This is a genomic window from Streptomyces sp. NPDC001970 (assembly GCF_053594115.1).
Window position 1 is genome coordinate 303,487 of sequence record NZ_JBSFDW010000003.1, and the last position, 22,339, is coordinate 325,825.

The window sequence follows — 22,339 nt, forward strand, 5'->3', positions numbered from 1 at the left end:
GTCCGGCGGACCGAGCGGTGCGGTCTGCCCGAGCTGGGCGGCGCCGCGGGCGTCGTCGGCCTCGCCCCGCCGCAGCCGCACCGCAGCCGCACCGGCCGGGCCGCGTCCTACCTGTCGTCCTAGTCCCGGCCGTCCTCGAAGACGAAGAGCGGTTTTGCGCCATGTGCGGGTGCTTCGGCGAACGCGATGGCTTCTGTGAAGCGTTCGAGCGGGAACGGCTCGCCTTGGGGGATGCTCAGCACTTCATCAGCGACGAGACTGCGAACCTCGGACAGCGCGCGCAGCGCATCCGCAGGCGAGGCAGTGCCGAACCAGCGGTTCAGCCAGAAGCCACGGACTGCTTTGGTCTCGTAGATGACCGAGCGTGCCTGCAGCGGGATCGTCAGCGCTGCCGGGTCAGTCTGCCGATGGGTGGAGAGCGCGCCGTAGACCACGACCTCTCCTCCCGGAGCCAATGCCTGGGATACCTGGGCACCCACCTGGCCCGCGACACAGTCGATGGCCTTGCGCACGCCGGCCGATCCTGCAATCTCGGCCACACGCTGCAACAGGTCCTCGTCCTCGGTGCAAATGACCTCGTCACCACCAAGCGCCTTGATCTCCTCGACGGCATCGCGCCGCCGCACGACATTGATCGTGCGAATACCCAGATGCCTGGCCAGCTGAATGACGAGCCGGCCGACGGTGGAGCCCGCAGCCGTCTGCAACAACCATTCACCCGGCCGTACGTCGAGTTCGCGAGTCACCAGTAGCAGCGCGGTCAACGGGTTGACGGCGAGCTGACAGGCGCTGGAGTCGCTCAGATGGTCGGGGACCGGCAGGAGCCTTCGTGTATCGGCAACAAGGTATTCCTGCCAAGTGCCGGCCACATGGGGCCCGGGTATCGCCGGGACAGCAACGGCCACCACGCGCTCGCCGATCTTCAGTCCCTCGGTATCCGGGCCCAGGGCCTCGATACGGCCCACGCATTCCATGTGACCACCGACAGTGGGAAACTCGGGGGAGAAACCGTAGCGGCCACGCAGCACGTGCAGATCACTGGCGTGAATCGGAGTCGCCTTCACGCGGATCAACGCCTGACCGGCTTCTGGCGTGGGAACAGGCCGGGATTCCAGCCGCAGGACATCGGCCGGCTCGCCAACCCTTCCGGCTACGAGCGCGCGCATCGATTGAGGCATGAGTGACCTTTCGCCTCTCAGCGCCCGACGAACTCGGCGGGCGTTCTGGACAGGAACAATGCCGATGGCGGCATCCTCGTCGGCGCCCAGGCTTCGGACGTTTCTTTCTCGACGGAGCAGGCCCGTGCGCAGTGCGTCATCGGCGTCAGGTCCCCTCGAGGCCTTTACCGACTCGCCCAGCATGATCATGTGAGCGAGCTGGGTTCGTGCGGTCCATGAGGTCCGTGATCACGACCGCTTGCCGCAGCGAACTGATCTGAGGTCGGGGTGGAGGATCGGCGAACGGATCGGATGCCTGAAGGTGTCGGCGAGATTCTTGACGAGCGTCAGTGTGCTGTCAGTCATCATTGATCACCTCGATGGACTGGACCCCGGGCGCATGCCCTGCCAAGTCCGCCGCACGCACCGCACCCGAGAGCCCCTGGAGTCCCCGACATCACGCTAGGCGCCCCTGACAGGCTCTGCAATCCAGCCTCCGACGGCTCCACCTGGTCGCCGGTCCGTATTGCTGCAGGCGAAGGAGCGAGGTCGGCGTAGCGACTTTGGCCGGGAGCTGCTTTGGCGCGAGTGATCATGGCCCCGTAAGCTTCCGGCGCGTCGGGCAGTCTGTTGAGCTGCCCGGTAAAGCACGACGTTGGGGCCATGATCTTCGAGGCTCGCGCCAAAGTGGCCGGCTAAAGTCGTGGAGCCGACCGCCCCAGCCACAGAGGGTGTCCACGCGCTTCCGTACCTTGGTGACCGCCCCATGGCGGCGTTCCGGCCCTCACATCTGCGCGCCTGGATGCGGCAGTTGGAGGAGACCGGACGCGCGGCCTCCTACCGGCGGTCCATCTTCGCCAACGTGTCGGCCGTGTTCACGGCTGCTGTGGAAGACCGGATCATCGCCGAGAACCCATGCCGCGCCCGCTCGGTTCGGGCGCCGTCCCTCGACGGGCGCAAGGTCAAGCCGTGGTCCGTCGACCGCGTCATGGCCATGCACGAGGCACTGCCGGACGCCTACCAGGAGATGGTGTCGCTGGGGGCGGGCTGCGGCCTTCGGCAAGGCGAGATCTTCGGTCTGGCTCTTGAGGACATCGACTTCCTCGGCGGTACGGTGCGCGTCGTCCGGCAGGTCAAGCTCATCCGGGGCTCGGATCCCCGGGCGGGCCCTGACCAGGGTCCGGGGTGGTGCTACCGCCCGCCCGCACCGCCTCGTACGCCGCCAGCAGCCCGCTGACCCTCTCCGGGTCGGCGGGCTGCAGCGGTTCCCGGACCGGACCGGCGGGCAGACCCAGCGCCTCGAGCAGCGCCTTCGTCGTCACCGTCCCCGGCAGCCCGGACGCCATCATCAGCTCGGCGAGCGGGAGCGTCACGCCGTTGAGCCGGGCGGCCTCCGCCGTACCGCCCGCGTCGAACGCATCGAGCACGGCACGCAGCGGGCGCGGCGCGACGTTGGCGACCGTGCTGACGAAGCCGGCGCCGCCGACCGCGTACAGCGGCAGGTTCAGCTCCTCGCAGCCCGAGTAGTACGCGAGCGAGGTCCCGGCGATCACCTTCGTGCTGCCGAGCAGGTCGTACGCGCAGTCCTTCACGGCCACGATCCGCGGGTGCCCGGCGAGGCGCAGCATCGTCTCCGGTTCGATGCGGGTGCCGGTGCGCCCCGGGATGTCGTACAGCATCAGCGGAACGCCCACCGCGTCCGCGACGCTGAGGAAGTGCGCCTCGACGGCGGCCTGCGGCGGCCGGCTGTAGTAGGGCGTGACGACGAGCAGCCCGTCGGCGCCCGCGGCCTCCGCGGCCCGGGCCAGCGCGGCGGTGTGCCGGGTGCTCGCACTGCCGACCCCGGCCACGACGCTCGCCCGGTCGCCCACCGCCTCCCGTACCGCCCTGACGAGCGTGGTCTTCTCCGCGTCGGTGGTCGTCGGGGACTCGCCCGTCGTGCCGTTCAGCACGAGCCCGTCGCAGCCCTCGGCGACGAGATGAGCGGCGAGCTTCTGCGCTCCGGCCAGGTCCACGTCGCCCGTGGCCGTGAAGGGCGTGATCATCGCGCACAGGGCACGGCCGAAGGGACGTGGGCGCCGGGTGGATTGAGGGCGTTGTGTGGTCATGGTCGCAGTGTCGGCCGCCCGGCCGTGAAGTTCCACTTAGTTCTGCTCGGGGTGAAGGGCAAGAAATGCTGAAGAGTGGGCCGGCGGCCCGGTCACCCCCCGAGCCGATCCGGCGCTCCTGATGCTCGGAGCGACAGCTTGAACCCGTCGTGGCTGCGCGCGAAGCCGAGGGACGCGTAGAAGCGGTGCGCCTCCGCGCGCCGCTTGTTGCTCGTCAACTGGACCGGCGCGCAGCCGCGTTCGCGGGCCCGCTCCACGGCACGGGACAACAGCTCCCGGCCGAGACCGGCGCCGCGCCGGTCGGACCGGATCCGCACGGCCTCGATCAGGGCCCGCTCGGCGCCGTGTCTGCCGAGGCCCGGGATGTACGTCGCCTGCAGACAGCCCACGACCGTGCCCCTGTCCACCAGGACCGGCATCTCGTTGCGGTCGTCCCGCTCGATGGCGGCGAACGCCCGCTCGTACCCCTCGTCGACGACGACCGAGGCCGGGTCGACGACCGTGTCCTCGTCGGCGAGGAGCGCGAGGACCGCCGGGAGTTCCCGGCGGGTGGCGGGGCGGAAGATCATGGCGGAGTGTGCCATGAGGGCGCACTGGTGTTCGTCGCCGGGGCAGGATAGGTGCATGATCCGTGCCGCGCGCCTCGCCGCGCTCGCCGCGCTCCCCGTGCTGCTCGCTCTGGCCGCCTGCGGTACGGAACGGGTGGGCGGACCGCCCGCCGCCGACGGCGCGGCGCCTTCCGCCACGGTAGGCGCCCCGGCGCCTACCGGCGACCGCTCCGCCCTGGAGGCCCGCGCCCGTGCGATCGGGTCCGCGATGGAGCTGATCTACGTGACCGACGTGGACGGGTTCGAGCCGGCGAAGCAGTCCGTCGGTCCCGCCGGCCACGACGGCTTCCAGAGCACGTACGTCTCGCCGTCCGACTCCGCGCAGATCCGTCTCGTCGTGGACCGGGGCTCCCTCACCGGTGCCAACTGCCCCTCCCGCCCGGTGGATTCGGCGTCAGGTGCCCCGGTGACCTGCGAGCAGGACGGCCCGGCCTGGTACCGCAGCACACCGGAGCGGCACGAGTACGCCCGTGACGAGGGCGGCCACGTCGTCCAGGTCGCCGCCGACCGCTCCGTGGACCGCGCGACCCTTCGCCGCGCCGTCGAGTCCGCCCACCGCGCCGACGACACCGAGCTGGACGCGGTCCTGCCCGCGGAGCCGGCGGCCCCCGCATCGCCGGTGGAACGTGGCGATCTCCCGCCCGTCGGCGACGGCGCCCCGAACAACGACGTGGGGGCCGGAGGCTGACCCGGCATTGACGTCAACCTTGGTCGAGGTTTCACGATGGTCGTCGAAGCGACGCGCCGCACGGGTGCGACGGCCGAGGAGGACCCTCATGAGCGTGCAGTTTTCCCCCGTTCCCGACCTCACCCGCCCCGGTGTCGGCGCGATCGGGATCAGCAGCTGGCGCGTCGGCTCGCCCGAACGGCAGAAGGCCGCCGTCGAGGCGACGGCCGCCGCCTGGCAGCGCCGCGGCTGGCCGGATCCGGGGCTGCTGTCCTACAGCGTGTACGCGAGTGACGACGGAGAGGCCCTGCTGCACTACACGCAGTGGGCGGGCGACGACGCCTTCCACGAGTTCCAGCGCACCCGAAGCGCCTTCGAGGTGGAGTGGAACGCCGAGGTCGACGCCGCCGTGCCCGGCATCGAGCGGTTCGGGCTGCACGCCCACGAGCTCTACCGCAGCGGCCGGCGCGCCCCGGGCGACCAGCGGGTCCCGGGCTGTGTCGTCATCGTCGAGGTCGACTTCGACGGCCCGGACACGGCGCGCCTGCGCGCCTGGGTCGACGCCGTGTTCGCCGCCCTGGAGAGCGATCCGTACACGCACCCCGGCGGCATGGCGGCGCACTTCCACATCCGTACGGACGGCACCCGGGTCGTCAACTACGCCGAGTGGGAGAGTGCCCGGGCGCACCAGGAGGCGCTCGAGGCCCCCGGCGACGGCATCGGTTCGCGCACCGAGCAGTGGGAGCGCGTACAGCACTATCCGGGGCTCACGGGCAGCCGCGTGACGCGCTACACGCCCGCACTCGGCATGAGCGCGGGCGTGTAGCGCACGGTGCACGACGCCTACGGGCGGAAGCGCAGCACCTGCGGGTCGTGGTCGCTGTTCTGGTCAGCGAACTCCGCGTTGATGTGCACGCTGTCGTAGCTGAAGTCGTCGATCGACGGGCTCGTCAGGATCTGGTCGAGGACCTGGCTGTTGCCCTGGTAGACGTAGGAGTAACGCTCCCCGCGCGGCAGCGACTTGATCGCCGGGTACAGCACCCCGCCGTCGGTGAGCGCCTTCGTCGTCTCCGAGAACTCGAAGTCGTTGATGTCGCCGAGGACCACGACATCGGCACTCTGCTGCACCTTCAGGATGTCCTTGACGAAGGTGTTGACGGCCTGCGCCTGCTGGAGGCGCTTGGCCTCGGAGGAGCGGACCGGCGGCTGGTGGTGCGAGGTCAGCCCCTCGTCGCCGCCCTTCGAGCCGAAGTGGTTGGCGATGACGAAGACCGTGCGGCCGCGGAAGACGAACTCGCCGGCGAGCGGCTTGCGGCTGCTCTCCCAGGCGGTGTTCGCCGGGTCGATCCGGCCGGGGGAGAGGGTCAGGGCTGCGCGGCCCCGCTCCTGGACGACACGGGTCGCGGCCGTCGCGGTCCCGCCCGTGCGGTCGGTGAAGGAGACCCGCTCGGGGTTGAAGAGGAACACCTGGCGGATGTTGCCGCCGGGCTCGCCGCCGTCCTTGTTGTTCTCCGGGTCGACCGTGCGCCACTCGTACGCCGGGCCGCCGGCGGCCGCGATCGCGTCCGTGAACTTCTTGACCGTCTCGTCGGCGGCGACCGTCCCGTCGTTGGTGGCGCCGTTGTTGTCCTGGATCTCCTCCAGGGCGAGGATGTCCGGCGAGGCGAGATTGTCGACGACCGCCTTCGCCAGCGTATCGAACTTCTCCTGCGGGTCGGACGGGTCCAGGTTCTCCACGTTGTACGTGGCGATCGCCAGCTCGCCACGGTGCTGCGGGCGCGTCGACTCGCGCTCCAGCTCGCGGTCCACGACCGTGCCGAGGGTGCGGGCGGTGATCGTGTAGCCGCCGAACTGGTTGAAGTCCAGCGGTCCTTCGGTCGTCCCGGACAGCACGTCTCCGACGTTCGCCTTCGGGAACGGCTGCTGGGCGAGCGGGACCAGCGACTGGATCTGCAGCCGGCCGGTGTTCTGGGAGTCGTACGAGCCGTAGCGCGTGCCGCCGCGCCAGGTCGGGTTCTCCCAGGGCTTCACCGTCACCCACAGCTCGGCGAACGGGTCCGTGGCGCCGACGACGCGTGAGGTGCCGATGCGCACGTTGCTGCCCTCGAGCGACTCGTAGTAGTCCAGGGCGTACGAACGGGGCGCGAGCGGCAGCGCGTTGATGCTGTTCGCGGCGGCCGGGTCGCCGGCGGGCGCGTACGCCGGCGGGACGGTCCAGCCGGAGACGGTCACGGCCTCGGGCAGGGCGTTGCCGGAGGACACCACGGTGACGGTCGGCTTGGAGATCTGGGTCAGCGACTGGTTGCCGGAGCTCAGACCGCCCGGGACGAACTCGCCGACGGTGCCCGAGACCTTCACCGCGTCGCCGGCGGCGACGGTCGGGGTCGAGCCGGTGAAGACGAAGATGCCCTCGCTGGTGGCCGGGTTCGCGTCCGCCTGGGTGTCCTGGATCCAGAAGCCGCGCGAGGAGCCGTACGTACGGACACCGATGACGATGCCCTCGACGTCCGTGACCTGCTGCCCGACGAGCGGGCTGACGCGGGTGGTGCCCTGGATGTCGTGAATGCGTACGCCGGCCGTGGCAGTGGAGACGTCGGCGTCGGCGGCGGCCGAGGAGGAACCGGCGAGCAGGCCGGTGGCCAGGGCGATGGCCACGACGGATGCGACGGCGGCAGATCTCGGTATCGAAGGCATCGGAGAACTCCGGAGTGAGGGTGAGGGGTGGTTCGAATGTCTACGCGCGTCAATCTCTTGGCACGGCACGCCACTTGTCAAGACCTGTCAGGTATACGGGGGTTGACGCGTTCATGAACCGGAAGGCTTCGGGTGAAATGCGTCTACGCTGGGTGCCGCCCCGAGCCGGTACGCGCAAGCCGAGGAGAGCCACCAGATGCCAGGAGACCGCCCCTCCGGACGCCCCGCCCTGCCGCCGGTGCGACTGCACTCGGAGACGGAGTTGGCGCGCGACGCGCTGGGCACGCCGCTGTTGTCCCGGGCCGTACGCCTCGCGCGCTGGGCCGGGCAGGAGACGAGGGTCGGTGCGGGCGGGGAACTCGTGGACGAGCAACTTCCCGCGGCTGCGGAGGCGTTGGGGCTCCGGGCGGACGAGGACGGAGCGGCGGACGCCAGCGAGGCGTGGCGGGTCGCCGTGGACACGGGCCTCGTCGAGGTCATCGACCCCGACGAGGAGGGAGAGGGCAGGGACGGGGACAAGGACGCCGGGCTGGGCACCGTCACCACGGGCGGCAATCTGTCGCTGATCACCGGCGGCAGCCCGCAGGACGTGCTCGCGCTCTGGCAGGACGCCTTCGACGTGGTCTTCGCCGACGCGATCGCACCCGCCCTCGACGACCTGTCCGAACTCGTCGACGAGGACGGCGGGATCGACTTCGAGGCCCTCGGCTGGAACCCCGACGCGGAGGCCGAGTCCCTCGAGAGCGTGCTCGCCAACCTCTACCTGCTCACCGCCACGGAGGGCGGGGCCGGGGAAGGCCCGGTGCCGCTGCCTGTCCTTGCCGCATCGGTGGTCGTGCCGGACGGCATGGGGGAGCCCACCGACGACGTCCTCGAGCAGGTGTCCGACGCGATGATGCGGCTGGACGACCAGTTCCGGCTGCTGGAGCCGATCGGGCTGGTGGAGTACCGGCCGGTCGACGAGGCGCTGATGGTGGAGGAGCGCGCGGAGGGCGCGGAAGGCGCGCCGCAGGGGGACGACGAGGACGTCTCGCGGTACGGGCTCGTGAAGCTGACGCCGCTCGGGCTGTACGGGGTACGGGCCCGGATGCTGGAGGCCGGAGCGGTCGCGCCGGCGGTGGGTGACCTCGTCGGCAGGGCCGCCGACGCGCTGCTCGACGGGGTGGCCCACTACCCGGAGGCGGCGGCGCGCGCGGAGACCGTGGCGTGGCTCGCCAGGCGCGAACCCGCTGACGCGGCCAGGGACCTGCTCAGCGCCGCCCGCGGCGCGGACCGCGGCGCTCCGCTGCGGCGGCTGCACTGCCAGCAGGCGCTGTCGCTCCTCGGCGCGGACGCCGAGCCCGCGGTGCGCGACGTCCTCGACGACCGGGAACTCGGCGGACTCGCGCGTGTGTGGCTCGCGGAGCGGGGCGCGAAGAACGTGCCGGCGCCGCCGGAATCCATGATTTTCTGGCTCGCCATCGACACGATCGCGGCGCAGCTCGACGTCGAGGGCGACCTGGAGGAGCTGCAGGACCTCGTGGAAGGGCTCGTCGGACGGCACAGCGGGTTCTTCGAGGCCGCGTGGCGGGTGGAGCATCCGGCGACGGCGGACGTGCTGGAGGCGATGGGGCGGCTGCACCGCGACAGGACGACGGCGAAGGACGCGCGCAAGGCGGCCTTCAAGGCGCGCTCGCGGCCGGAGGCGTAGCGCCGGGCACTGCTGCGCGGAGCCTTTGCCCTCCCTGCCCCTTCCCGGCTGTGTCGATGCGCGGCTGTGTCGATGCGCGGCTCCGCCGCGCGCGGGGCAAGCTCTCGGCCCCCGGTCCGGGTCTCGGCCCCGAACCCCCGTTGCGGGACTGCCCGAGGCCCTGCGGCGCGCCGCCCCGGCCGCGTGGAGACTTCCTGTGCCCTGCGGCGCGGGGCCCGCCAGAGCGGCTCTGTGTCTTCCGGGACTCTCCCCCGACCCTGCTGCGAGGGCTCCTCCCCGGTTCGTGCTTCTCGCGGCGCCTGGAGCGGCCGGCACATGTGGTCGCCTGCTCCCGGAACGAGGGCAAGGCCCCCTGGACACCCGGTCGCTCACCGGTACCGTCCGGTTGACCCGGGTGCCCGTCCTCCAAGGCCGGACGGGCACCGAAGGCGCCCGGGTGGGCGGGTTCACGGAAGCGGGTCTGTCGGTGCCGTGTGATGTCGCGCGGTGTTCAACTGGCGTTTATGCGTGAGCGGGAGCGTTGCCCCGCAGACCGCAGACCGCAGACCGCAGACCGCAGGACCCGCACCGCCGCACCGCCCGACCTCCAGGCACCATGCCACCACCTTCCCGCAGGAGACCGCGATGCCGCTCAGCCGCAGGGAGTTCACCCGACAGTCCGCGCTCACCGGCGCGGGAGTCGCCCTCACCGGTGCCGTCGGCGCACTCGCCACTGCACCCGGCGCGCTCGCCGCCGAGGACAACGCCGAGGGGACGGCCGCGGAGGCGACCCGCGGCGACGGCCACGGCCACGGCCACGGCGACACCCACGGCCCGGGCTACGGCCCCCTGATTTCCGACCCGAAGGGCATCCTCGCCCTCCCCGCCGGGTTCTCGTACCGCATCGTCACCCACAGCGGTGTCACCAAGCTGGAGTCGGGCGAGTTCACCCCCGCCAAGCACGACGGCACGGCCACCTTCGAGGGCCCCCGCGGCGTCACCCTCCTCGTCAACAACCACGAGCTCAAGGGCCCGCGCACGAACTACGAGTACCCCGTCCCGCTCGCCGACGGCCTCGTCTACGACCCGACCGCGGCCGGCGGCTGCACCGTCGTCGAGGTCCACCGCGACGGCCGCACGGCCGAGTGGGTCGGCATCTCCGGCACCTCGCAGAACTGCGCGGGCGGCCGCACTCCGTGGGGCACCTGGCTCACCTGCGAGGAGACCGCCGACCGGGCCGGCGAGAACGGCATGACCAAGGACCACGGCTACGTCTTCGAGGTCGACCCCTACGACCGCCGTGCCAACCGCCACCCCCTGCCGATCAAGGCCTTCGGCCGCTACGAGCACGAGGCCGTCGTCATCGACACCAAGCGCGGCCATGCCTACCTCACCGAGGACGCCTCCGGGCCCAACGGCCTCTTCTACCGCTGGGTCCCGCCGACAGGCTTCCAGCACGGCCGCGGCCGGCTGCGCCACATTCCCGAGGACGCCGGCAGGCTCCAGGCGCCCAAGTGCTACGACGCGGGCGGCCGTTTCGTGGACGATCTGTCCCGCGCCACGAAGACCGGCACGGTGTACGGCGTGGACTGGGTCGACGTCCCGGACCGTGACGCGAAGACCGTGCCGGTGCGCAAGCAGTTCGGCGATGCCGGGGTCACCCGGGCCCGCAAGCTCGAAGGCATGTGGTGGGCGGACGGCGGCGCGTACATCGTCTCCTCGTACGCCCGCGACGAGAGCCCGGGACAGGCGCACGACGGCCAGGTCTGGTTCTACGACCCGCGGCGCCGGACCCTGACCCTCAAGCTGCTGCTCGGTGTGAACGCGGACCCGTCGCAGGACGGCGCGTACGACGGCCCCGACAACATCACCGTCTCGCCCTACGGCGGCCTGATCATCGCCGAGGACGGGGAGGGCGTCCAGCACCTCTTCGGCGCGACCGAGCGCGGGCGTACGTACCCGATCGCCCGCAACGAGCTGAACATCGGCACCGAGGAGGAGCGGGAGTACAGCGAGTTCGCCGGCGTCGTCTTCTCGCCCGACGGCCGGACGCTGTTCGCCAGCATCCAGACTCCGGGGATCATGCTCGCCATCACGGGCCCGTGGAAGCGGGCCCGCTGAAAAACCCTTGGCACGAGCCCTGCCTGCGTCCCTAGAGTGATCCATGTCCAGGTGCGCAGGCAGGACCTGCTTCCGCTCATAACGGGGAGGTCACGGGTTCGAGTCCCGTCGCCGGTACTCGTGCCGGTGTAGCTCAGGGGTCGGAGCACCACACGTCGGTTCCGCCGAACTGTCCTCTGGACGCCACAACTTCATGCACCTCCCGGTGCGCAGGCCGCGGTTACTTCGTTTGCATCGAATCCGTACCGCAGCCGTCCTGATCTCGGGAGGCTCAGCATGCGATGAGGGTGCCCGGTGCGCAGGCAACGGATACTTCGGGATCTGGAGGTTGCGGGTTCGAGTCCCGTCACGTCTTCAGGAGGCGTGTAGCTCAATCGGACAGAGCACCGGACATAGGCACCGTCGCCGACTCCTGATCTCGGGCGCCCCTCTACGTGCTGCGCTTCCTCTGGAATCCATGAATTCGGGGGAATTCACATGGCACGCTTCAACACCCGTACGACCCGGCCCCGCGCGGCCTCGCCCGTGAGGACGACCGGGCGCACCACCGTCACCCACCAGGGCGGCCTGGGACACCTTCGCGACGCCAGGTCCGAGCTTTTTCTGCTTGCCCTCGCGAACTTCGTCTCGCAGCAGACCTTCTACGAGACCGGCGACACCCGGGACGGCCGCTTCGCCGCCCTCGTCCGCACGCTCGCCGTCGAGGACCCCGCGTGGACCGCGGGCCTGCTCGGCTGGCTGCGGGGCGACGCCAACATGCGCACGGCCTCGCTCGTCGGCGCCGCCGAGTACGTGAAGGCCCGGCTGGACGCGGGCGTCACCGAGGGCCCCGCGAACCGGCAGGTCGTCGCGTCCGTGCTGCGGCGCGCGGACGAGCCCGGTGAGCTGCTCGGCTACTGGACCTCGCAGTACGGGCGCGCCGTGCCGAAGCCCGTCAAGCGCGGTGTCGCCGATGCCGTACGCCGCCTCTACAACGGCACGTCGCTGTTGAAGTACGACACCGCCGCCAAGGGCTACCGCTTCGGCGACATCCTGAACCTCGTGCACGCCTCGCCCGACCCCGACAAGCCGTGGCAGGGCGAGCTGTTCCAGTACGCCCTGGACCGCCGGTACCACCCGGACACGGCCGTCCCGCCCGCCTCGAACCGTACGCTCACCGCCCACCGGGCGCTGATGGCGCTGCCGGTGACGGAGCGGCGTGCCGCGGTCACCGGGCCGGACGGTGCCGAGCGGCTGGCCGAGGCCGGGATGACGTGGGAGGCGCTGGCCGGATGGCTGCAGGGGCCGATGGACGCGGCGGCCTGGGAGGCCGTGATTCCGTCCATGGGTGCGATGGCGCTCGTACGGAACCTGCGCAACTTCGACGAGGCCGGGGTCTCGGACGAGGCCGCGGCGCGCGTCGCCGCGAAGATCTCGGACCCGGAAGTGGTCGCGGCCTCGCGGCAGTTTCCGTTCCGCTACCTGGCCGCGTACCGGCATGCCCCGTCGCTGCGCTGGTCGTACCCGCTGGAGAAGGCGCTCGGACACTCGCTCGGACGCGTGCCGGAGCTGCCCGGGCGGACCCTGATCCTGGTCGACCGCTCCGGCTCGATGTGGTCGCGGCTGTCCGACCGCTCGGATCTGAACCGGGCGGACGCGGCGGCGATCTTCGGTACGGCGCTGGCGATGCGGGCGGCCGATGCGGATCTGGTCGAGTTCGGGACGAGCAGCCGGCCCGTGGAGTACCGGCGGGGCGAGTCGGTGCTCAAGGTGCTGGAGCGCTTCGGGGACCTCGGCGGCACCGACACCACCGAGGCGGTGCGCAAGCACTACCGCAGGCACGACCGGGTGCTGATTGTCACCGACGAGCAGGCGATGTACAGCCACCACGGCGATCCGACGGGGCAGGTGCCGGCGGGCATTCCCGTCTACACCTGGAATCTGGCGGGCTACCGCGCAGGTCACGGCCCCTCCGGCACGGGTAACAGGCATACTTTCGGGGGTCTGACGGACGCGGCATTTCGGATGGTGCCGCTGCTGGAGGCCGGTCGTGACGCAAAGTGGCCGTGGGTGGGGGCTTGAACCGACAGTGGCCCGAGGGCGCATACTTCGGGTAATGACAAAGTCAGCCGGATCCCGGCGCCACCTGCCCTCCAGTCCCTTCAACCGCCCCACCCCGGTCAGCCCTCCGATCGAGCAGTTCGAGGTCGGAGACCGGGTTTCGCATGATCAGTTCGGCCTCGGAAGAGTCATCGCAGTCGAGGGCGGCGACGCCGTCCTCATCGACTTCGCGGGACGACAGGGAAGAATCCTGAGCCCGTTCACCAAACTGGCCAAACTCTGACCAGGCCGGTTCTGGGGCCGCCGCACCCGCGGCGACCCCAGGACCCGGTCTGCGTGCCTGTACCGCCGCGTGGGCGCCTCAGAGCGCCTGGGCGGCGGGCTTGACCATGCCGCGGACCGTGCGGGACTTCACGAACTCGCCCATCGCGGTCATCTCCCACTCGCCGGAGAACTGGCGGATGAGCTTGGCCATCATGACGCCGGTCTGCGGCTCCGCGCCGGTCAGGTCGAAGCGCACCAGCTCCTCGCCCGTCGCGGCGTCCATCAGCCGGCAGTACGCCTTCGCGACCTCGGTGAACTTCTGGCCGGAGAAGGAGTTGACCGTGAAGACCAGGCCCGTCGCCTCGGCCGGGATACGGCCCAGGTCCACGACGATCACCTCGTCGTCGCCCGCGCCCTCGCCGGTGAGGTTGTCGCCGGAGTGCTTGATCGCACCGTTCAGGATGGACAGCTTGCCGAAGTAGCAGCTGTCCAGGTGGTTGCGCTGCGGACCGTACGCGATCACGGACGCGTCCAGGTCGATGTCCTTGCCACGGAACGCGGGCTCCCAGCCGAGACCCATCTTGACCTGGGAGAGCAGCGGGCGGCCGCCCTTGACCAGGGAGACGGTCTGGTTCTTCTGGAGGCTGACGCGACCCTTGTCCAGGTTGATCTTTCCGGCGCCGGGCGCGGGGGCGGGTGCCGGTGCGGCTGCCGGTGCGGCCGCCGGCGCGGGGGCGGGAGCCGCGGCCGGCTCCTCCTCGACCGAGACGCCGAAGTCGGTGGCGATGCCCGCCAGCCCGTTCGCATACCCCTGGCCGACCGCGCGGGCCTTCCACGCGCCGTTGCGCAGATAGATCTCCACGATCACCAGCGCAGTCTCCGCGCCCAGCCGGGGCGGGGTGAAGGTCGCCAGCACCGAGCTGTCGTCGGCGTTGCGGATCGTGGCCGTGGGCTCGATGCCCTGGAAGGTCTGGCCTGCGGCATCCGGGCTCGCCGTGACCACGATCTTCTCGATTCCGGGCGGGACGGACGCGGTGTCCACGATGATCGCGTCGGGCGCCGCGCCGCCGCCGGAGCGGTGGGTCACGCCGGGGCCCGCCGGCTGGTTGTAGAAGATGAAATCGTCGTCGGAGCGCACTTTGCCGTCGGCCGTGAGCAGCAGGCCCGATACGTCGAGCCGCACCGGAGCGGCGACGTCCACCGCCACGCGTGCGGTGGTCAGGGGGATGTTCGAGCCGGGGGTCATAGCTGTCATGCCTGGGGTAACGAGCGACACCGCTTTGCCGTTCCCTTACCTTCGGCCGAATCGGTCCTGGTTCCTCGGGTGCCGACGGGCCGTCCGCTCGTTCCCGAAGCGGTAGGCACCGGTCCAGCGGGCCATCACCAGCTGCTCGTCCCCCGACTCCACCTCCGCCAGGAACTTCTCCGCACGGGCGGCGCGCAGGGTGCCCGCGGCCCGGCCGTGGTGGGTGAGGACGACGCTGCCGTCGCCGTGGCGGACGTAGCGGAAACCTGAAGGTCTGGGCATGGCCCGCATACTGCCCCGGCTGCCGGTACGCGGCACGCGAATATCGCCTCAGTGCGGCCAGCGAGGCGGGTTCGTCACGAAGTGCCCGCCCAGGTATGTGTGGTCCGGGTTGTCCGGATCGAGCTCACCCTGTTCGGCGACGAGCTTCTCCGCGAACTGCTCGGAGTCGTCCTGCGGCTCGTACCCGAGCGCACGCGCCGTCGAGAGGTCCCACCACAGCCGCGTGTTGGCGGAGGAGCCGTAGACCACCGTGTGACCGACGTCCTCCGCCGTGAGCGCCGCGTGGAAGAGGCGGGCGCCGTCGCCCGGGCTCAGCCAGACGGACAGCATCCGCACACTGCTGGGCTCGAGGAAGCAGGAGCCGATCCGGACCGAGACGGTCTCGATGCCGTGCTGGTCCCAGTAGAGCTGGGCGAGGTCCTCGCCGAAGCACTTGGACAGGCCGTAGTACGTGTCCGGGCGGTGGGGGGTGTCGACCGGGATCAGCGCGCCCGTATCAAGGGGTGTGCCTCCGCGCGGGCGCGGAGTGAAGCCGACCGCGTGGTTGCTGGAGGCGAAGACCACGCGCCTGACGCCCGCCTCGCGGGCCGCCTCGTACAGGTGGTACGTGCCTTCGACGTTGGCGCGGAGGATCTCCTCGAAGGAGGCCTCCAGCGAGATGGCTGCCAGATGGACGATCGCGTCGACGCCCCGTACGGCCTCGCGCAGCGCGTCCCGGTCGGCAAGGTCGGCGGTGACCGCGTCCCGTTCCCCCTCGATGGGGGTCATGTCGAAGAGCCGGAGCTCGTAGCCGTACGCGGGCAGCAGACCCCGCATCAGGGTGCCGAGGCCGCCGGCTGCGCCGGTGAGCAGGACGGTGCGGGGTGCGGGCATGGGTGGTTCCCCTCGACGCGATGCGGGTCTGGCGTGCGACATGGTCTGATCCGTAGACGGCATTCACATGCGTGGACAAGCTAGGGACGTGCTCCACGCACCGTCAAGTGTTCCGTCCGGGACGGGACTCCGTCTCTCAGTTGCGTTTTTCCGTCATTCGAGTTGCGGTCGCCCGGCTTGACCTCCCCCTTGCGGCTGCCATAGCGTGGCGGCGTTCAGAAATATAGACATCAATCAGATTGATGCACGAGCCCTGATCGCTCGGTGCACGGCCCAGGGAGCGCCCGTGTCCTCAGCCCCGCTCGCCGCCCGACTGACCCGTGCCAACGGGCCGCTGTTCTTCCCGGTCACCGCGTACGGACCCGACGGCGGCCTCGACCTCGACGCCTTCCGCGCCCATGTGCGATCCGGCGTCGAGGCCGGCGCCGCCGCCGTCTTCGCCTGCTGCGGCACCGGCGAGTTCCATGCGCTCACCCCGGAGGAGTTCCGCGACTGTGTCGCCGCGGCCGTCGAGGAGACCGCCGGCCGGGTCCCCGTCGTCGCGGGCGCCGGATACGGCACGGCCCTCGCGATCCGGTACGCGAAGCTCGCCGAGGACGCGGGCGCCGACGGGATCCTCGCGATGCCGCCCTACCTCGTCGTCGCCGACCAGGAAGGGCTGCTGCGCCACTACACCGCGCTCGCCGCCGCCACGGCGCTCGACGTCATCGTCTACCAGCGCGACAACGCCGTGTTCACGCCCGAGACCGTCGTCGAGCTCGCCGCCGTCGACGGCATCATCGGCCTCAAGGACGGGTACGGCGATCTCGATCTGATGCAGCGCATCGTCAGCGCCGTCCGCACCGCGGCAGCCGGGTCCGAAGCCCCCGGGCGCGACTTCCTCTACTTCAACGGGCTGCCCACCGCCGAACTCACCGGCCTCGCCTACCGCGGCATCGGCATCACCCTCTACTCCTCCGCCGTCTTCTGCTTCGCCCCCGAGATCGCGCTCGCCTTCCACCGCGCCCTGACCACCGGCGACGACGCGACGGTCGAACGCCTCCTCGACGGCTTCTACCGCCCGCTCGTCGAACTCCGTGCCCGGCGCAACGGATACGCCGTCTCGCTCGTCAAGGCCGCGGTGCGGCTGCGCGGACAGGACGTCGGAGAGGTGCGGCCCCCGCTCAGCGAGCCGACCGCCGACCACATCAAGGAGCTCGCCGACATCGTCGAACGCGGCTACGCCCTCCTCGCGGACGGAGCGGCCGAGTGAGAGCGGGCGCCTTCGTCTACCCCTGGGACATCGTCGGCGACCCCGACGCCCCCGCCCGGATCGCCGGCCTCGGCGTCCGGCAGGTCACCCTCGCCTCCGCCTACCACTCCACGCGCGCCCTGACCCCGCGCCACCCCCGCCACCGCGTCGTCACCGCCGAGCACGCCTCGGTGCTCTACCCGCCGGACGAGGAGCGCTGGGCGGGGCGCCCGCTGCGTCCGTACGCGGCGGGCGCCTGGGCGCCGGGCGACGCGTACGGGCAGGCCGCCGAGGTCCTCGCGGCCGCCGGGCTCGACGTGCACACCTGGGTCGTCCTCGCCCACAACTCCCGCCTGGGCGCCGAGCATCCAGGCATCTGCGTCGTCAACGCCTACGGCGACCGCTACCCCTGGGCGCCCTGCATCGCCCAGCCCGCCGTCCGCGCGTATCTGCTCGGCCTCGCGGCCGAGGCGGCGGTACGGCCGGGGGCGCGCGGCACCGAGCTCGAGTCCTGCGGCTGGTACGGGCTCGCCCATCTGCACGCCCACGACAAGACAGCCGGAGTCGGGCTCGGCGAAGCCGCCCAGTACGCCATGTCGCTGTGCTTCTGCCCCGTCTGCCGGGACGGGTACGCCGCGCAGGGCGTGGACCCGGACGAGTTGAGCGCGGGCGTGCGCGAGGCGCTGGAACCGGTGTGGCGGGGGAGCGCGCCCGCCGACATCCCCCTCGAGAAGCTGCTGGGCGCCGAACCGGCCGCCGTCACCATGGAGTTCCGTACGCGGACCGCGCGCACCCTCCAGGAGGCCGTTGTCGCGGCGGTACGGGCCGCCGCGCCCGAGGGCTTCCAGGTGCTGCTGCACGCGGACCCGGTGGCGTACCACTGCGGGGCGAACGCCGGGGTCGACCCCACGCACATCCTCGGCCTCGCCGACGGCGTGGTCGTACCGTGCACGGGCGGGGCGCAGCTGGTGCCGCCCTTCGCCCGGCACGCCTCGGAGACGTCCGTCGTCGCCGCCAACTTCACGGTGGTCGGCGGCATGGGCGGCAGCCCGGGCACGCTCGCCGCCGACGCCGCCCGCGCCGCATCCCTCGGGGCGACCGAACTGCGGCTGTACCATGCGGGGCTGGCCGGTGACCAGGACCTGGCGGCCGTCAAGGACGCGCTGGCACAGCTCGCCTGACCGTCACAAGCGCCACGGCCGCCGCCACGCCCAGCGCCCCGACGACCGTCAGCATGACCCGGACGTCCACCACCGCGACCAGCCCCGCGCCCAGTGCCAGCGCGACCGCGTTCGGGACGAACACGAGCGTCTGGGCGGTCGCGGCGGTACGTCCGAGCACCGTGTCCGGTGTCTCCCGCTGCACCGCCGTCATCGCCGCGACCAGCACACACGGCAGCCCGAACCCGACCGCCCCGCTGCACACCATCGCCACCGCGTCGTACGGCATCGAACGCCCCGCCACCGCCACGGCGAACAGCGCGATGCCGGCCGCCGCGTACACCCGTTCCGGAAGCCGCCGCAGCAGGGGCCCGGAGAGCAGCCCGGCCAGTACGGACCCGGCGCCCTGCACGCCGTACAGCACCCCCACGAACGTGGGCGCATGCCCCAGCACCTCGTCGACGACCGCGAACAGCAGCGCGCCGTTCAGCCCGGCGAGCAGCATGGTGGCGCCGCCCGCCAGCACCAACGGGCGCAGCACGGGCGAGCGCCACAGGAAACGCGCCCCCTCCGCCGTGCCCGCCCACCCGCGCCCTGGCCGGGCCGGCTTCTCCTCCCGTACCCGCAGCAGCGCGAAGATCCCGGCTGCCAGCGCGAATGTCGCCGCGTCGAGCAACGCCACCGACGCCCCGCCGTAACGGGCGAAGAGCCCGGCCGCGACCGGCGGCGCGATGAGCTTCATGCTCTCGTTCGCCGTCATCCGCAGCCCGTTGAAGTCCCCGAGCAGCCGCCGGTCGACCGCGCCCGCGAGCAGGGCGGCCTCCGCCGCGTCCTGGACGACGCCGCACGTCCCGTAGACCGCGAGGACGCAGAACAGCAGCCACACCCGGTCCGCGGAGTCGAGCAGCAGCAGCGACGGGAGCAACAGCGCCAGGGCGGTGTTCACCGCGACCAGCAGCGGCCGCCTGCGGACCCGGTCGGCGACCGCTCCGAGCAGCGGCCCGGCGAGCGAGGGCGCCCACATGGCGAAGACTGTCAGCGCCGCGAGACTGTCCGAGCCGGTCAGGGACTTGACCCAGATGCCGGAGACCAGCCACATGGCGGTCGTCCCGAAGCCGGACGCGACGATGCCGGCGAGACAGAGCCCCGCGGTGCGGTCCCTGATGACCATGACCTTGCCCATCCGGGCATCGTGGCAGCGGGTGCGGTCCGGCCGGGTGGGGCAGGTGACCTACTTTCCGGCGCGCCGGATCCTTAGCGGCGGACGATCTGACGTAACACGGTTGACGTAGCACAGCTGACGTAACACGGCTGACGCAACACGGCTGACGTAGCACAGCCGACGTAACCCGGAGAAAACCTGAAGGGCCTCATCGGTGGGAACAATCCAGCCACCACCAGCACCCGCAGGACCGTCACCCGCGAGGAGAGCCCATGCCGCTGCCCCCTGCCGTCGACCGCTACTTCAAGATCAGCGCACGCGGGTCGACCCTCGCTCGTGAGGTACGAGGCGGCTTCGCCACGTTCTTCACGATGGCCTACATTCTCGTGCTCAACCCGATCATCCTGGGCGGCGCCCAGGACAAGTTCGGCGCACAACTCTCCACCCACCAGCTCGTGACGGTCACCGCGCTCGTGGCCGCCGTGATGACCGCGATCATGGGTCTCGGTGGCAACCTCCCGATCGCCATCGCGGCCGGGCTCGGCCTCAACGCCGTCGTCGCCTACCAGATCGCGCCGCTGATGAGCTGGCCCGACGCGATGGGCCTGGTGGTCATCGAGGGCATCGTCATCTGTGTCCTGGTGGTCACCGGGCTGCGCGAGGCCATCATGCACGCCATCCCGCAGCAGCTGAAGCAGGCGATCAGCGTCGGCATCGGACTCTTCATCGCCTTCATCGGCTTCATCGACGCGGGCTTCGTGACCCGTATCCCCGGCGACACCGGGACCGTGCCCGTGCAACTCGGCGCCGAGGGGCACCTGTCCGGCTGGCCGGTGCTCGTCTTCTGCCTGGGCGTCCTGCTCACCATCTCGCTGATGGTGCGCAAGGTGCGCGGCGCGATCCTCATCTCGATCGTCACGATGACGGTCGTCGCGATCGTCATCGACGCGATCGCCGACATCGCCCCGCTCGCCTGGGGACTGACCGTTCCCAGCGTCCCCGACGACATCGTGGCCGCACCGGACTTCGGTCTCGTCGGCTCCTTCAGCCTCTTCGGCGCCTTCGAGCAGGTCGGCGTCATCACGATCGTCCTGCTCGTCTTCACCCTCGTCCTCAGCGACTTCTTCGACACCATGGGCACGGTCGTCGGCGTCTCCAACGAGGCCGGGCTGCTCGACGAGAACGGCGATGTCCCGAACCTGGGCAGGGTGCTGCTCATCGACGGCGCGGCCGCGGCCGTGGGCGGCGCGGCCTCCGCCTCCTCGGCCACGTCCTACATCGAGTCGGCCGCCGGCGTCGGCGAGGGCGCCCGCACGGGCGTCGCCAACCTGGTCACCGGCGCGCTCTTCGGCCTCGCCCTGTTCCTCACCCCCCTCGCCACGGTCGTTCCCGCCCAGGCCGCGGCCCCCGCGCTGGTCGTGGTCGGCTTCCTGCTGATGACACAGGTCCGGCACATCGAATGGGAGCGGTACGAGATCGCCATTCCGGCGTTCCTGACGATCGTCGTGATGCCGTTCACGTACTCGATCACCAACGGAATCGGCGCAGGGTTCCTCGCCTACGTCGTCCTCAAGACGGTGCTGGGCAGGGCGCGCGAGGTGCACTGGCTGCTGTGGGGCACGGCGGCGCTGTTCGTCGTGTACTTCGCGATCGGCCCGATCGAGCAGCTTCTGGGTATCGGCTAGCGGGATCCGGAAGACAGGCCCTGGCCATCGGCCGGGGAGCATCCGCGGGGCCGGGGCCGCCTCAGCTCCGCAGGTGCCCCGGCACGGACCGCACCACGCGGTCCACGGCGTCGCGTGCCTGATCGGTGTGGTCGATCGTCTCGCCGGCCGGTCAGCGCGCCGCGACCTGCGGGGACACCGGGAACACCGTCTCGCAGTCCGGGCAGGTCGCCCGCCCGAAGAGATACGTCAACCCCCGGGCGATGCCCGTCTGGCCCGCATCGCGTGCCAGGCCGTGCAGCCGTGCCGCGATGCCGTCGAGCTCCGCCGGTTCGGCCGGGTGCAGGGCCGCCTTGGGCGGGTCGGCGGTGACGTAGTCCCCGGCCGAGGCGAACGTCCCGTACTCCGCGAAGGCGACGAACAGGTCCGACCAGCAGACGGGGCAGTCGACCTCGTACTCGCCCTCGAAGAGACCCTCGAGCCGCGACGACCAGACGGGCACGTCCTCGAAGGCGAGCACGGACTCCAGGTAGTGGACGAAGTCGGCAGCGGCGTCCGGGTCGGTGGCAGCGGCGAGCAGTTCCTCCGCGATACGCAGCAACTCGGCGATCTCGTCCGCGTATCGCTCGTGCTCGTCCCCCGCGCCGGACGGCCCGTCCTCGCTCGCCATGATCGCGCCGGCGAGGAGCACCGCCTGCTCGCGCTCGCCGGGGGCGCGCCCCGCCGCGATGTCGGCGAGCACGGGCAGCGCCGCGTAGCTCGCCTCGTAGGCGGACCCCTGATGACAGAGCGCCGACCACAGGTCCTGCCAGACCTGGCCGTCCTTGTCGCCGCCCAGCCGGGCGAAGAGGCCGGGTATGTCCTCGGCGGAGCCGTACGCGTGCGAGAGCTGCGACCAGTCGGTCGCCCGGGCTGTCATGGGCGCATTCTGGCAGGCGCCCTGGCCGCAGGCGTCACGCGGGCTGCCGGGCGCCCCTGCCCTCATATCGGAGCGCTGCGCCCGTCACCAGCGCGCCCACGCCCTCCCACAGGCCCACGCCCAGGAAGCCGGACGGGGCGCGTCCGCCGATCACGGCGAGGGTGAAGACCGTGCAGGTCAGCAGGCGGAAGGGGACCGTCCAGCGGAAGAAGGGCTTCCAGTCGGCAAGGGACGCCAGGATGTAGTAGACGCCCATATTGACCGCGGCCATCGAGGACGCGGTGAGAAAGACCAGGGTGTGGTCGCCATCCGCGCGGCCCGAGTCGGGTATGGGCTCGAATCCCATGAGGCTGAGCAGGGCGTCGGGGGCGATCAGTCCCACCACACCGAGGGCGGCGGCGAGGATACCGAACACCGCCATGGTCCAGCCGGACAGGGATCGGGGCAGGGCGCGCACAGAAGTCCTCCGCAGGC

20 protein-coding genes and 1 tRNA gene are annotated in these 22,339 nt (G+C 71.3%); 11 read left to right on the plus strand and 10 right to left on the minus strand.

The features are described 5' to 3' along the window. Window positions 1-119: 119 nt before the first annotated feature. Window positions 120-1,367, minus strand: a complete 1,248-nt coding sequence (locus ACWCP0_RS05950; protein WP_451077635.1) for a zinc-dependent alcohol dehydrogenase family protein — start codon at window positions 1,365-1,367, stop codon at window positions 120-122. 556 nt (window positions 1,368-1,923) lie between these two features. Between ACWCP0_RS05950 and ACWCP0_RS05955 the strand changes: the two genes are divergently transcribed. Beyond that, on the plus strand, window positions 1,924-2,394 hold the full coding sequence (locus ACWCP0_RS05955) for a site-specific integrase (protein ID WP_451077636.1): 471 nt from the start codon (window positions 1,924-1,926) through the stop codon (window positions 2,392-2,394). Here ACWCP0_RS05955 and dapA read toward each other — a convergent pair. Both dapA and ACWCP0_RS05965 read right to left on the minus strand, forming a co-directional pair. Further along, window positions 2,297-3,265, minus strand: a complete 969-nt coding sequence (dapA, locus tag ACWCP0_RS05960) for a 4-hydroxy-tetrahydrodipicolinate synthase (protein WP_451077637.1) — start codon at window positions 3,263-3,265, stop codon at window positions 2,297-2,299. The genes ACWCP0_RS05955 and dapA overlap by 98 nt on opposite strands. Window positions 3,266-3,357: 92 nt before the next feature. Next, window positions 3,358-3,849, minus strand: coding sequence for an N-acetyltransferase family protein (locus tag ACWCP0_RS05965; protein WP_451077638.1), 492 nt, complete (start codon window positions 3,847-3,849; stop codon window positions 3,358-3,360). 40 nt (window positions 3,850-3,889) lie between these two features. On the opposite strand from ACWCP0_RS05965, the gene ACWCP0_RS05970 reads away from it, so the two are divergent. Together ACWCP0_RS05970 and ACWCP0_RS05975 are read left to right on the plus strand one after the other, a co-directional pair. Continuing rightward, complete coding sequence (locus ACWCP0_RS05970; RefSeq protein WP_451077639.1) at window positions 3,890-4,561, plus strand: hypothetical protein; 672 nt, start codon at window positions 3,890-3,892, stop codon at window positions 4,559-4,561. Window positions 4,562-4,649: 88 nt separating this feature from the next. Next, entirely contained in the window at window positions 4,650-5,366 is a 717-nt protein-coding gene (locus tag ACWCP0_RS05975; RefSeq protein ID WP_451077640.1) for an antibiotic biosynthesis monooxygenase, read from the plus strand. A gap of 17 nt (window positions 5,367-5,383) precedes the next feature. On the opposite strand, the gene ACWCP0_RS05980 is transcribed toward ACWCP0_RS05975, so the two are convergent. Beyond that, on the minus strand, window positions 5,384-7,234 hold the full coding sequence (locus ACWCP0_RS05980) for an endonuclease/exonuclease/phosphatase family protein (RefSeq protein WP_451077641.1): 1,851 nt from the start codon (window positions 7,232-7,234) through the stop codon (window positions 5,384-5,386). Between the two features lie 196 nt (window positions 7,235-7,430). Here ACWCP0_RS05980 and ACWCP0_RS05985 point away from each other — a divergent pair, with 196 nt between their 5' ends. The 5 genes from ACWCP0_RS05985 (at window position 7,431) to ACWCP0_RS06005 (ending at window position 13,347) form a co-directional block, all read left to right on the plus strand. Further along, window positions 7,431-8,924, plus strand: a complete 1,494-nt coding sequence (locus ACWCP0_RS05985) for a hypothetical protein (protein ID WP_451077642.1) — start codon at window positions 7,431-7,433, stop codon at window positions 8,922-8,924. 624 nt (window positions 8,925-9,548) lie between these two features. Beyond that, a complete protein-coding gene (locus ACWCP0_RS05990; RefSeq protein ID WP_451077749.1) occupies window positions 9,549-11,024 on the plus strand; it encodes an alkaline phosphatase PhoX in 1,476 nt (491 codons plus the stop codon). 21 nt (window positions 11,025-11,045) lie between these two features. Further along, window positions 11,046-11,141, plus strand: a tRNA-Met gene (locus tag ACWCP0_RS05995). A 360-nt stretch (window positions 11,142-11,501) separates the two neighbouring features. Continuing rightward, window positions 11,502-13,085 (plus strand): TROVE domain-containing protein, encoded by a 1,584-nt coding sequence (locus tag ACWCP0_RS06000; protein WP_451077643.1) that lies wholly within the window; start codon window positions 11,502-11,504, stop codon window positions 13,083-13,085. A 34-nt stretch (window positions 13,086-13,119) separates the two neighbouring features. Further along, window positions 13,120-13,347, plus strand: coding sequence for a hypothetical protein (locus ACWCP0_RS06005; RefSeq protein WP_451077644.1), 228 nt, complete (start codon window positions 13,120-13,122; stop codon window positions 13,345-13,347). Window positions 13,348-13,425: 78 nt separating this feature from the next. Here the strand turns inward: ACWCP0_RS06005 and ACWCP0_RS06010 are convergent, their stop codons facing one another. From ACWCP0_RS06010 to ACWCP0_RS06020, 3 genes are read right to left on the minus strand one after another with little or no spacing between them, the layout of a single operon-like run. Then, window positions 13,426-14,583 (minus strand): TerD family protein, encoded by a 1,158-nt coding sequence (locus ACWCP0_RS06010; protein WP_451077645.1) that lies wholly within the window; start codon window positions 14,581-14,583, stop codon window positions 13,426-13,428. A 36-nt stretch (window positions 14,584-14,619) separates the two neighbouring features. Then, a complete protein-coding gene (locus ACWCP0_RS06015) occupies window positions 14,620-14,856 on the minus strand; it encodes a hypothetical protein (protein WP_451077646.1) in 237 nt (78 codons plus the stop codon). Window positions 14,857-14,904: 48 nt separating this feature from the next. Further along, window positions 14,905-15,729, minus strand: a complete 825-nt coding sequence (locus tag ACWCP0_RS06020; RefSeq protein WP_451077647.1) for an NAD-dependent epimerase/dehydratase family protein — start codon at window positions 15,727-15,729, stop codon at window positions 14,905-14,907. Window positions 15,730-16,015: 286 nt separating this feature from the next. Here ACWCP0_RS06020 and ACWCP0_RS06025 point away from each other — a divergent pair, with 286 nt between their 5' ends. Beyond that, window positions 16,016-16,981: a 5-dehydro-4-deoxyglucarate dehydratase gene (locus tag ACWCP0_RS06025; RefSeq protein ID WP_451077648.1), complete on the plus strand. Its 966-nt coding sequence runs from the start codon at window positions 16,016-16,018 to the stop codon at window positions 16,979-16,981. After that, the gene (locus ACWCP0_RS06030) at window positions 16,978-18,141 is read left to right on the plus strand and encodes a hypothetical protein (RefSeq protein WP_451077649.1); all 1,164 of its coding nucleotides are present in this window, start codon (window positions 16,978-16,980) and stop codon (window positions 18,139-18,141) included. The genes ACWCP0_RS06025 and ACWCP0_RS06030 overlap by 4 nt, the downstream gene beginning before the upstream one ends. Here the strand turns inward: ACWCP0_RS06030 and ACWCP0_RS06035 are convergent. After that, entirely contained in the window at window positions 18,113-19,303 is a 1,191-nt protein-coding gene (locus tag ACWCP0_RS06035; protein WP_451077650.1) for an MFS transporter, read from the minus strand. The two genes, ACWCP0_RS06030 and ACWCP0_RS06035, sit on opposite strands and share 29 nt — an antisense overlap. 251 nt (window positions 19,304-19,554) lie before the next feature. On the opposite strand from ACWCP0_RS06035, the gene ACWCP0_RS06040 reads away from it, so the two are divergent. Beyond that, window positions 19,555-20,967, plus strand: a complete 1,413-nt coding sequence (locus ACWCP0_RS06040; protein WP_451077651.1) for an NCS2 family permease — start codon at window positions 19,555-19,557, stop codon at window positions 20,965-20,967. 151 nt (window positions 20,968-21,118) lie between these two features. Here the strand turns inward: ACWCP0_RS06040 and ACWCP0_RS06045 are convergent, their stop codons facing one another. Both ACWCP0_RS06045 and ACWCP0_RS06050 read right to left on the minus strand, forming a co-directional pair. Next, window positions 21,119-21,865, minus strand: a complete 747-nt coding sequence (locus tag ACWCP0_RS06045; RefSeq protein WP_451077652.1) for a hypothetical protein — start codon at window positions 21,863-21,865, stop codon at window positions 21,119-21,121. A 34-nt stretch (window positions 21,866-21,899) separates the two neighbouring features. Continuing rightward, entirely contained in the window at window positions 21,900-22,286 is a 387-nt protein-coding gene (locus tag ACWCP0_RS06050; RefSeq protein WP_451077750.1) for a hypothetical protein, read from the minus strand. Window positions 22,287-22,339 lie beyond the last annotated feature (53 nt).